General features: G+C 62.4%; 8 protein-coding genes and 1 pseudogene. 7 read left to right on the top strand and 2 right to left on the bottom strand.

Annotated elements, in window-relative coordinates:
* Positions 1-307: pseudogene (locus Q319_RS26910) on the top strand (IS4 family transposase); the annotation flags it as partial.
* 311 nt (positions 308-618) lie between these two features.
* Here the strand turns inward: Q319_RS26910 and preA are convergent.
* Positions 619-1,998: an NAD-dependent dihydropyrimidine dehydrogenase subunit PreA gene (preA, locus tag Q319_RS0106675; protein WP_029481330.1), complete on the bottom strand. Its 1,380-nt coding sequence runs from the start codon at positions 1,996-1,998 to the stop codon at positions 619-621.
* Positions 1,991-3,355: an NAD(P)-dependent oxidoreductase gene (locus Q319_RS0106670; protein WP_245619018.1), complete on the bottom strand. Its 1,365-nt coding sequence runs from the start codon at positions 3,353-3,355 to the stop codon at positions 1,991-1,993. Before Q319_RS0106670 ends, preA begins: the two co-directional genes overlap by 8 nt.
* 534 nt (positions 3,356-3,889) lie before the next feature.
* Between Q319_RS0106670 and Q319_RS0106665 the strand changes: the two genes are divergently transcribed.
* The 6 genes from Q319_RS0106665 (at position 3,890) to Q319_RS0106640 (ending at position 10,964) form a co-directional block, all read left to right on the top strand.
* Positions 3,890-5,407: a sugar ABC transporter ATP-binding protein gene (locus tag Q319_RS0106665; protein ID WP_029481326.1), complete on the top strand. Its 1,518-nt coding sequence runs from the start codon at positions 3,890-3,892 to the stop codon at positions 5,405-5,407.
* On the top strand, positions 5,404-6,402 hold the full coding sequence (locus Q319_RS0106660; protein WP_029481325.1) for an ABC transporter permease: 999 nt from the start codon (positions 5,404-5,406) through the stop codon (positions 6,400-6,402). Before Q319_RS0106665 ends, Q319_RS0106660 begins: the two co-directional genes overlap by 4 nt.
* A 138-nt stretch (positions 6,403-6,540) precedes the next feature.
* A complete protein-coding gene (locus Q319_RS0106655) occupies positions 6,541-7,494 on the top strand; it encodes an ABC transporter substrate-binding protein (RefSeq protein WP_029481323.1) in 954 nt (317 codons plus the stop codon).
* Between the two features lie 266 nt (positions 7,495-7,760).
* On the top strand, positions 7,761-8,768 hold the full coding sequence (locus Q319_RS0106650; RefSeq protein ID WP_029481322.1) for a sugar phosphate isomerase/epimerase family protein: 1,008 nt from the start codon (positions 7,761-7,763) through the stop codon (positions 8,766-8,768).
* On the top strand, positions 8,765-9,913 hold the full coding sequence (locus Q319_RS0106645; RefSeq protein WP_051655163.1) for a Gfo/Idh/MocA family protein: 1,149 nt from the start codon (positions 8,765-8,767) through the stop codon (positions 9,911-9,913). The genes Q319_RS0106650 and Q319_RS0106645 overlap by 4 nt, the downstream gene beginning before the upstream one ends.
* Positions 9,906-10,964, top strand: a complete 1,059-nt coding sequence (locus Q319_RS0106640; protein ID WP_029481319.1) for a LacI family DNA-binding transcriptional regulator — start codon at positions 9,906-9,908, stop codon at positions 10,962-10,964. Before Q319_RS0106645 ends, Q319_RS0106640 begins: the two co-directional genes overlap by 8 nt.
* Positions 10,965-11,148: the final 184 nt, after the last annotated feature.

Below are 11,148 nucleotides of genomic sequence, written 5' to 3'. Positions count from 1 at the left end.
CATCGAGTGTACGTTCAGCAGCATGAAGTCGCGTGGCTTTGACCTGGAACGGTCAGCGGTGACCCACGCTGACCGATTAGAGCGGTTGTTTGGACTGGTCACGCTGGCCTGGGTGTGCTGTCTGCGGGTGGGCGTCTGGATGAATGCGTCCAAACCAATTCCAGTCAAAGCGCATGGTCGTCGCGCAGTCAGCGTGGTCCAGTATGGCTGGCAATATCTGGCGAGAGCGCTGAGATGGGATCACCCACAGGCCGAAATATACTTCGGCCTCTTAAATCAACCTTTCTCCGCACCCAGCGCCACTTAAACGCAAGTTGTCCGGTACTGAAGTCATAGTCGTAGCCGAAGAGCTGATGATGGAGATTTCCTAGAAAACTCAGGAAGATTCGGTAATCGTTGGGAATGATTCTGGATAATACTCCTTCCAGCTCTAAAATTTTTTCTTCTGTCCATCCCAGTTCGGTTGGTACGAAGTGTTTATCAAGCCAGGACTCCACAGCTTCTGGACTCATTTTGTAGAAACGATAGGGACAGTTCAATCGGAGTTGATCGGCTCTCTCGGCCACAGCAGAAAAGCGTTGCTTAACTGTTTGTAAGTAGCTGCTTTCCATTTCAGATTCAGTGAATGTCAATGCCCTGCTCCTTGCGGTAAGCCATCATGGCGTCCCAACTGCTGGCAATTTCAGGGCGCTGGGCGGTCAGGGCGTCCCAACTGATGTTTTCCTGCGTGCTGGAAACACTGACCATCGTGATGCAGCCGTCCACCGGGCAGACGTTGGCGCACAGCGCGCAGCCCACGCACTCGGGTTCGCGGACCACCGGAGTCGGGCGGGTGTCGGCCACCGCCCTGCCGTTGACGCGCACGTCGTAGCCGGGGTCTACCCGCACGCCGTTTCCAGCCACCAAGTCAATGCACTGGTGCGCGGTGTCGTTGCAGGCCACGTAACACAGGTTGCACTGAATGCACTTGTCCGGGTCAATCCGCGCCACCGCCTGATACCCCAGATCCAGTTGCCCAAAACTGCTCATCTGCGGCAGGGCCCGGCCCGAAACGTCGGCAATGGTGGCAAAACCCTTGTCATCCATCCAGTTGCCCAGGCCGTCAATCATGTCCTCCACGATCCGGTAGCCGTAGTGCATGGCGGCGGTGCAGACCTGAACGGCCCCCGCGCCCAGCAGCAGGAATTCGGCGGCGTCCTTCCAAGTCACGATGCCGCCCATGCCGCACACCGGAACGCCGCTTTTCAGCACGCCCTGGTCGGTCAGCAACTCCGTGAGCATATTTAACGCGATTGGTTTGACGGCTGGCCCCGCGTAACCGCCGTGGGTGCCGCGCCCGCCAATGTTGGGCGTGATTTGCAGGGTGTCCAGATCAACGCTCATCACTGAATTGATGGTGTTGATCAGGCTCAGCGCGTTGGCCCCGCCCGCAATCGCCGCGTGCGCAGGTTCGGTGATGTGTGTGACGTTCGGGGTCAGCTTGACGATCACCGGGAGTTTGGTAATAGAGGTGACCCAGTGCGTGTTCAGCTCGCACATTTCCGGCACCTGACCGACGGCTGCGCCCATGCCGCGTTCGCTCATGCCCTGGGGGCAGCCGTAATTGAGTTCTATGCCGTCTGCTCCAGTGTCCTCAATCATCATGACGATTTCGCGCCAAGCTTCGGGCGAGGCATCCACCATCGCGCTCACGATCACGGCGCGGTCCGGCCACAGCCGCTTGATCTCGGCGATTTCGCGCAGGTTCACGTCTAGCGGGCGGTCACTGATCAGTTCCACGTTGTTGATCGCCAGCAGGCGCTGCCCGCCGATACTCAGGCCGCCGTAGCGGTTGCTGATGTTCAGGACGGGCGCACCGATGGTCTTCCAGACGGCCCCGCCCCAGCCGTGTTCAAAGGCGCGGTGAATCTGCGCCCCGCTGTTGGTGGGCGGCGCGGAGGCCAGCCAGAACGGATTGGGCGCGCGGATACCCGCGAAATTGACGGAGAGGTCAGCCATGTGGAGCCTCCTGGGCAGATAAAAGAGCTTGATGAATGGCAACGGCGGCGTATTTGCCGTCCTGTACGGCCATCACGGTGCTGGCGGTGCCGCGCAGGCGCACGCAATCGCCCCCGGCATACACGCGCGGCAGGCTGGTCTGCATGTCGTGGTTGACGACCATATAACCGCCGGAAACCTCTAGCCCCAGCTCGGTTGCCAGCGCAGGTTTCTCCTGTCCAATCGCCTTGATGACGGCGTCGCAGGGAACCACGAATTCGCTGCCGGGCAGAGGATGCGGGCTGGGCCGTCCGCCGGTGTCTGGCACGCCCAGCACCATCTTCACGCACTCCACGCCCGTCACCCTGCCGCCTTCCGAGATCACCCGCACGGGCTGGGTCAGGAAGCGGTACTGGATGCCCTCTGACAGGGCGAATTCGTATTCGTGGCGGTAGGCGGTCATCTCGGCTTCGGTGCGGCGATACAGCAGGGTCACGTCCGCGCCGCGCCGCCGGGCAATGGTGGCGGCGTCAATGGCCGTGTTGCCTGCGCCGATGACCACGACGTTTTCAGCGTCTGGCAGGCTGTCAGGGGTAATCTTGCTGTCCTCAATGTACTGAAGGCCGTCAATCAGGTGTTCCTCGCCAGGAATGCCCATTGCCGGAACTGCGCCCAATCCCAATCCCAGAAATACAGCGTCGTATTCATCCAAAAGTGCAGTTAGCCCGGCTTGATCCGTCAACTCGCGCTCAGTCTCCACCGTCACGCCCAGTGCCCGGACCGCCTCCACTTCCTGCAACGACACCTCCACGGGTTCGCGCAGGACGATAATTCCGTAGGTGCTGAGGCCGCCGCCCAGCTCGCGCTTTTCCAGCAGCGTGACTGCGTGGCCCAGCTTGGCGAGTTCGGCGCTGACGCTGAGTCCTGCGGGACCACTGCCGACGACGGCCACCTTGCGGCCCGTGGGCGTTCCTGCCGTGAACATCTGCAAACCGCGCTCCTGCACATGGTCTACCGCATGTCGTTGCAGCCGCCCAATCGCAATGGGCTTTTCTTCCGCGTTCAGCACGCACGCGCCCTCGCACAGTTCCTCGACGGGGCACACACGGGCACAGGTACCACCCAGAAAGTTGGATTCCAGAATGACGCGGGCGCTGCCACGCAGGTTGTCGGTGGCAATTTTACGAATGAACGTGGGGATGTCGATATGCGTCGGACATGCCTGAATGCACGGCGCGTCGTAGCAGTACAGGCAGCGGTGGGCCTCCACTGCCGCCTCGTGCGCGCTCAGGGGCGGGTAGGTGGGCGCGAATCTGGGGTCAAAGGGAAAGCCAGCGTGAGGAGTCTGGGCGTCGTCTACCAGCGCGTGGTCCGTCAAGGCATCCTCCGGTTGTGCGTCCATCCTGAGTCGAAGACATGGAAAATTGCCACCGCCCTGGCAGCCTGAAGGCCACCGGGCAGCGGTCCAGACCCTCACCGGAGACGATTAACCGCGTGGGCGCATGCTAGGGCGAAAATAAAGAAAAAGTCAATTTTGGGAATCGGGAACTGTACGGACCAATGACCTCAAGGATACTTCCGACGCAAAGTACATTCTTGCGTGTTCGAGATGCAAGCGGAGTTCCCGCATCATGTGTGTGTCTGAAAAGTTTAGAAGAACGGCAAAAATCTGAATGTGGCCCCCTCGTTTGTCGCCGCCAAAACGCGGAGATTACTGGAAGCAACGCGGCAACCGAAATCGATTTCGATTCTCCGAAATGACGTGCTATGGTGGGCTTACTCAAAATCAATCACCTCCTCTCGTTCGCGTATTGTCGTGCCCCACCTCTTGCTCTCTGGAGAACCCTGTGCCGATCTGGAGCCACGCCGATTCTGTTTGCGTTTCCGTCCAGTCCCGTAACGTGGGGCACGCGTGACAACCACGCCTGCCGTGCAGTTCCGGGGGATCACAAAATCATTTGGGCCGGTGGAGGTCCTGCACGGCGTCAGTTTCGAAATTAGCGCCGCCGAGATTCACGCTTTAATCGGCGAGAACGGCGCGGGCAAGAGTACGCTGATGAAGATTCTGGGCGGCTATCAGTCCCAGACCTCTGGCGAGATCGTATTGAAAGGACAGCCTGTGACCTTTCGCAGCAGCCGCGACGCCGAGGGCCGGGGCGTGGTGCTGATCCATCAGGAATTCAACCTGGCCGATGACCTGAGTGTGGCACAGAACATCTTTCTGGGGCGGGAACTGGGCGGCACGCTGCTGAACGACGCAGAGATGAACCGGCAGGCGGCGGAAGCCTTGAAGCGGTTAGATGTGGGGCTTGATCCCAGAGTCAAGGTCAAAGACCTGAGCGTGCCGCAAAAGCAACTTGTCGAGATTGCCAAGGCCCTAGCCAGAAATGCCCGTGTGCTGGTCATGGACGAGCCGACGGCCACCCTGACCAACCGCGAAACCGACGTGCTGTTCGCGCTGATTCGCCGCCTGCGGGACGATGGCGTGACCATCCTCTACATCAGCCACAAGCTGGACGAGGTGCAGGCTCTGGCCGACTCGGTGACCGTCTTGCGCGACGGCGCGGTGGTGTTCAGCGGCCCGGCGGCGGGCAAAACCCCGCACGATCTGGCGAATTTGATGGTGGGCCGGGAGCTGGAGGAAATGTTCCCGGACAAGGGGCGGCCCGCCGAGAAAGAGGCGCTGCATGTTGAGGGCCTGGAGGTTCCCGGCTGGGCGCACGACATCAATTTCACGCTGCGTGCGGGCGAGGTGCTGGGCTTCGCGGGCCTCGTGGGTTCGGGGCGCACAGAGCTGTTCGAGGGGCTGCTGGGCCTGCGCCGCCACACCGTTAGTCAGGTGCGAGTGGCGGGCCGCCCCACCCGTATCAACAGTCCTGGCAGAGCGGCAAACGCGGGCATCGTCTATCTCAGCGAGGACCGCAAGGGCAAGGGTTTGCTTGTGGACTTCCATCTTCGACCCAATCTCACGTTAATGACACTGGAGGAGTACGCGCGGCCCCTGCTGAACATCGGCGCGGAGACGCGGGCGCTGGAGGGGGCGGTCAAAACTTACGGCATCCGCACCGGGCGGCTGGACGTGCCCGCCAGCGCGCTGTCCGGCGGCAATCAGCAGAAGCTGGCGCTGGCCCGCATTCTGGAAGTCGATCCCGACGTGATCGTGCTGGACGAGCCGACGCGCGGCGTGGACGTGGGGGCCAAGCGCGAGATCTACCTGCTGATTCAGGCGCTGGCGGCGGCGGGCAAGGGCATCATCGTCATTTCCAGCGAGCTGACCGAGTTGCTGGGCCTGTGCCAGCGCCTGCTGGTGGTGCGTGAGGGCCGCGTCGTCGGCAACCTGACAGGGGGCGAATTGACCGAACAGGAAGTGATTCAGTATGCCACCGGATTAAAAGCCAATTCCCCTGCCCTGGAGGCTGCCCCCAGATGACCGAACATTCCGCCGAAACATCCAAGCCCGCCCGCCCGCCGCTGCTGTCCCGGCTGGGCAGCCTGGGGCCGCTGCTGGGGCTGATCGCCCTGATGATCGTGGCGACGGCACTCAATAGCGACTTCCTGACCGTCTCTAACCTGTCTAACGTGGCGACGCGCGCCTCATTTATCGGCATCATCGCGGTGGGGGCGACGTTCGTGATCATCTCCGGTGGGATTGATCTGTCGGTGGGTTCGATGGCCGCCCTGATCGCCGGTTCGATGATCCTGATCATGAACGCGCTGGGAGCTGGTGGCGGCGGGGCTGGCGTGATTGCCATCGGGATGCTGTGTGCGCTGCTCATCGGGGCTGGGGCGGGGCTGCTGCAAGGCACTTTTATCGCGCGTGGGCGTATCGAGCCGTTTATCGTGACGCTGGGAACGCTGGGCATCTACCGCGCCGTCCTGACCTACCTGTCGGAGGGTGGCAGCATCTCGCTCAACAACACTCTCAGCGACGCCTACAGCCCGGTGTATTACGGCAAGATTCTGGGCGTGCCGTTTCCCATCATCGTGTTCGCGGTGGTGGCGCTGCTCGGCGGGCTGATTCTGAACCGCACCCGTTATGGCCGCTACGTGCAGGCCATCGGCAGCAATGAGCAGGTGGCGCGCTACGCCGCTGTGGATGTGAACCGCGTCAAGGTCATCACCTACATGATCCAGGGCATTTGCGTGGCGCTGGCTACCCTGCTGTACGTGCCCCGTCTGGGCAGCGCCAGCCCCAGCACCGGCATCCTCTGGGAACTGGAGGCGATTGCCGCCGTCATCATCGGTGGCACGGCCCTCAAAGGCGGCTCCGGGCGCATCTGGGGAACGGTGGTGGGCGCGATCTTGCTGCTGAGCATCGAGAACGTGTTGAACCTGACCTCGATCATCAGCGTGTACCTGAACGCCGCCGTGCAGGGCGTCGTGATCATTGTGGTGGCCTTCCTGCAACGTGGAAAACGGTCATGAAGGCCGTGGAACCGGTCTGTGTTTCTCGGCTGCCTCCCTAGCAGATGCCTGTGTGGTCACGTGAGCCTCACCCGGAGAAAAGATATTCCGCGCCGCGTTCTTCCGCCCATCTCCGCATAGAAAACCAAGGAGCCAACCATGTCTCAAACCCTGAAAAAACTCGCCGTCCTATCCATCTCGCTGCTGGCCTCTGCCGCGCTGGCGCAAACGAAGCAGGTCATCGGTGTCTCCATCCCGTCAGCGGACCACGGCTGGACGGGCGGCGTGGTGTACTGGGCCAACCAGACCAAAACAGAGCTGCAAAAGATGTATCCGGGCCTGACCGTGATCGTCAAGACGGCCAAGGACGCCAACGAGCAGGCCAACCAGATTCAGGACATGTACACGGTCAACAAGATCAACGCGCTGGTGATCCTGCCGCAGGAGAGTGCGCCGCTGACCCGACCCGTCGCCAACCTCAAGAACAAGGGCGTGTTCACGGTGGTGGTGGACCGCGCGCTGACCGATCCCAAGGCGCAGGACGCCTACGTGGCCGGGGACAATCCGGGCCTGGGCCGCGTGAGTGGCGAATACGTGGGCAAAACGCTGGGCGGCAAGGGCAATGTGGTGGTGCTGCGCGGCATTGCCACCGTGATCGACAACCAGCGCGTGGACGCCTTCGACAAGGTGATGAAGGAGAAGTACCCGAACGTCAAGATTCTGGACCGGCAGTACGCCAACTGGAACCGCGACGACGGCTTCAAGGTCATGCAGGACTACCTGACCCGTTTTCCCAAGATTGACGCCGTGTGGGCGCAGGACGACGATATTGCCGTGGGCGTGCTGAAGGCCATTGAGCAGGCGGGGCGCAAGGACATCAAATTCGTGCTGGGCGGCGCGGGCATGAAGGAAATGATCAAGAAGGTGCAGGACGGCGATCCCCTGATCACTGCCGACGTGACCTACCCGCCCAACATGATCCGCGAGGCCATGCTGCTGACCGCCAAGTCGCGGATGACCAAGACGGCCATGCCCAAAACCACGATCATTCCCAGCGTGTTGGTGACGAAAGACAACGCCGCCAAGTTCTATTTCCCGAATTCCCCGTTCTGAGAACGAGGGAGATTTTTTTCTCCGTGTGAATGGGAGGCCCCTTGCGGTTTAACCCCTCAGTCTGCTTCGCAGCCAGCTCCCCTTAAAGGGAGCCAAGAAAAGCGGCTGGTCAGGCAATTCTGAGACTCTCGCCTCCCTTCCAAGGGGAGGTGCCCCGGAGGGGCGGACTCACAGAGCTGCAAAGCAGAGGGGTTAATCGTGGGAGCCACCCCGTCACACCAGCGTCCAACTCGACCCAACCCCTGCCCTGGAGGCACCTTAGACCCATGCCAAGACCTGTCACTTTATTTACCGGCCAGTGGGCCGACCTGCCACTGGCTGAACTCGCACCGCTGGCCAGACAGATGGGCTTCGATGGTCTGGAACTGGCCTGCTGGGGCGATCATTTCGATGTGCAGCGGGCGCTGAAGGAGGATGGTTACGCCGATAGCGTGCGCGAGTTGCTCGCCCAACACGGTCTGCAAGTTCACGCCATCGGCAACCATCTGGTGGGGCAGGCAGTGTGTGATCCCATCGACGAGCGGCACAAATCCATCGTTCCCGCTCACGTCTGGGGCGACGGCGATCCCGAGGGTGTACGCGTGCGGGCCGCCCAGGAAATCATCGACACCGGCAAGGCGGCCCGCAAACTGGGTGTGAACGTGGTCACCGGATTTACCGGATCGAGCATCTGGCACAGCCTGTACGCCTTTCCACCCACCGATCAGGCGTACTGGGAACGTGGATTTGCGGACTTTGCCCGGCGCTTCACTCCCATTCTGGACGCCTTCGCCGAGGTAGACGTGAACTTTGCGCTGGAGGTTCATCCCACCGAGATCGCCTTCGACACTGCCAGCGCTGCCCGTGCCCTGGAGGCTGTGGGCCACCACCCGCGCTTCGGCTTCAACTATGATCCCAGCCATCTGGCGTATCAGGGCGTGGATTACGTGGGCTTCATTCGCCGCTTTCCAGAACGCATTTTCCACGTCCACATCAAGGACGTGTGGTGGGGTCACGGCAGCGGCGAGGTGGGCGTGTTCGGCGGCCATACCACCTTTGGCGACAGGCGGCGCTTCTGGGATTTCCGCTCAGTGGGGCGCGGGGACGTGAAATTCGAGGACATCATCGTGGCGCTGCACGACATCGGCTACAGCGGGCCATTAAGCATCGAGTGGGAGGACGCCCGCATGGACCGGGTGGCAGGCGCAACCGAGAGTGCGGCCTACACGCGCCGCCTGGATTTCCCGCCGTCGGACGTGGTGTTCGACGCGGCGTTTGCCAAGGAAGAGGCGTGAGCGACTATCGGCGTCCCCTGCGGCTGGCGATGGTAGGCGGCGGTCAGGACGCCTTTATCGGCGCTGTTCACCGGCACGCGGCGGCGCTGGACGGGCGCTATGTGCTGGTGGCTGGGGCGCTGTCCAGCACGCCGGAAAGGTCCAGAGAATCGGGGGCGGCGTTGGGCCTCCCGCCGGAGCGCAGTTACGGCATCTGGCAGGAACTGTTAGAGGGCGAGAAAAACAGGGAAGATGGCGCGGAAGTGATCAGCATCGTCACGCCCAACCACCTGCATTTCCCAGTGGCGCTGGCAGCGGTTCAGGCGGGTTTTCATGTCATCTGCGACAAACCCCTGGTGCCCACGCTAAAAGAGGCGCAGGAGTTGGAGGCAGCGGTCAAACAGGCTGGAACCGCCTTCGCCGTGACCTACAACTACAGCGGCTATCCCCTGATCCGTCAGGCCCGCGAGATGGTGCGGAAGGGTGAACTGGGCCAGATTCGCAAGGTGATCGTGGAATATCACCAAGGCTGGCTGGCCACCGAGCAGACGGGCAAGCAGGCCGAGTGGCGCACCGATCCGGCCCGCAGCGGTCCTGCCGGGGCGTTGGGCGACATCGGCACCCACGCCGAGCAACTGGCGACGTTTGTCAGTGGGCTGACGCTGGAAGAGGTGGCTGCCGAGCTGACTGCCTTCGTGCCGGGCCGTCGTTTGGACGACGACGCCAGCATGTTGCTGCGTTTTGAAGGGGGCGCAAGGGGCGTACTGACCGTCTCCCAGATCGAGATTGGCCGTGAAAACGATCTGCGCCTGTCTATTTTTGGCACGAAGGGCAGCCTGAGCTGGCGGCAGGAAGACCCCAACCACCTCCTTTTCGACCAACTGGATAGGCCCCGGCAGATTCTGACGCGCGGCGGGCCGGGAACGGGCGGAGCGGCCAACGCCGTGACCCGCCTGCCCGCCGGACACCCGGAAGCGTTTATTGAGGCGTTTGCCAACATTTACAGCGCGGTGGCCGACGATCTGGCGGCGCAGGAACGCGGCGAGGCGATCAATCCTGACTATCCGACGATCAAGGACGGCGTGCAGGGCGTGAAATTCATGACGGGCGTGCTGGAAAGTGCGGCGGCGAACGGAAACTGGGTTAGCCTGAAAGGCAGTGGCTAAGTCGAGCAAGCTCGAAACCGGGCGCGTCAGCATCCGCGAGGTGGCCGCCGCGTCGGGCGTCAGCACGGCCACGGTCTCCAAGGTGCTATCGGGCCGCGCCGATTATCCGGTGCGTGCCGAGACCGCCGAGCGGGTCAAACTGGTGGCCCTTGAACTGGGTTACGTGCCGGACGTGGCCGCCCGCAACCTGCGGACCCGGCAGACCGGGCAACTGGGCGTGGTGCTGGAGGCGGTGGGCGCTTCGGAACCCGACAGTCTGCTGGGGGCCATGACCACCAGCAACGCGGTCCGCCGGACCTTTGACGGTGCGATCATGGCGGGCCTCAGCGACGCGGCGCGTAGCCTGAACGTGCCCGCGCTGGTGGTCTATCCGGGCAGCAGCGGCCTGCACCACACCTATCTGGACGGACGGGTGGACGGGTTGCTGGTGGGGTGCGATCCCTTGCGCGGACACCAGTTGCTTCAGGACCTGGCCCAACTGCCGCTGCCCGTGGTGGCGCTGTGGACCCAGCGGGTGCCGCCGGGCATCAGCAGCGTGGACGTGGACCATCAGGCGGGCGCGCGGCAGGCTATCGGGCATCTGCTGGAGCTGGGGCACACCCGCATCGCCTTTTACGGTGGTGGTGAGGCCAGCGGAGTGGAACACTTCCAGCGCCGGGAACAGGGCTACCGGGAGGCGATGACCGCCGCCGGACTCTCCCCTATGGCCGCCGTGCATGACGGTGATCTGCTGGTGCAGGCTGTCAGACGGGGCGAGGTCACTGCGGTCTTTGCCGAAACCGATCTGGGGGCAGCGGCGGTGGTGCAGGCGCTGGCCAGGGCTGGGCTGAGCGTTCCCGCTGACCTTTCGCTGGTGGGCTTTGACGACATCCTGGGCGCGGAATACATCGCGGGCGGCCTGACCACGGTGTACCAGCCCGCAGCGGAAATGGCGGCAGAGGGTGTACGGGTGCTGCTGGCCCGTCTCGGAGGTGCGCCCGTGTCCCACACGCTGCTTCCCACGCACCTGCTGGTGCGCCGCAGCACCGCTCCGTTGACTGACCCTGAGTGACCTACAAGAGGAGCCTGACCGTTTCATAGTCAGTTCTCCGGTATATGACCTCTTGACCTTTTGAGCGAAAGGGGTATACTTCAGTCACCGAAATCGTTTTCCTTAACTCAAACTGTTGAGACTTCCCCTGAAAGTTGCCCTCTTCGCCTTGATTCAGCCCTATGGGGTTGTCTAATTTTATTTC

It is taken from the genome of Deinococcus marmoris DSM 12784 (assembly GCF_000701405.1).
Lineage (GTDB): Bacteria > Deinococcota > Deinococci > Deinococcales > Deinococcaceae > Deinococcus > Deinococcus marmoris.
This window is presented reverse-complemented; position numbering and strand designations above follow the sequence as displayed.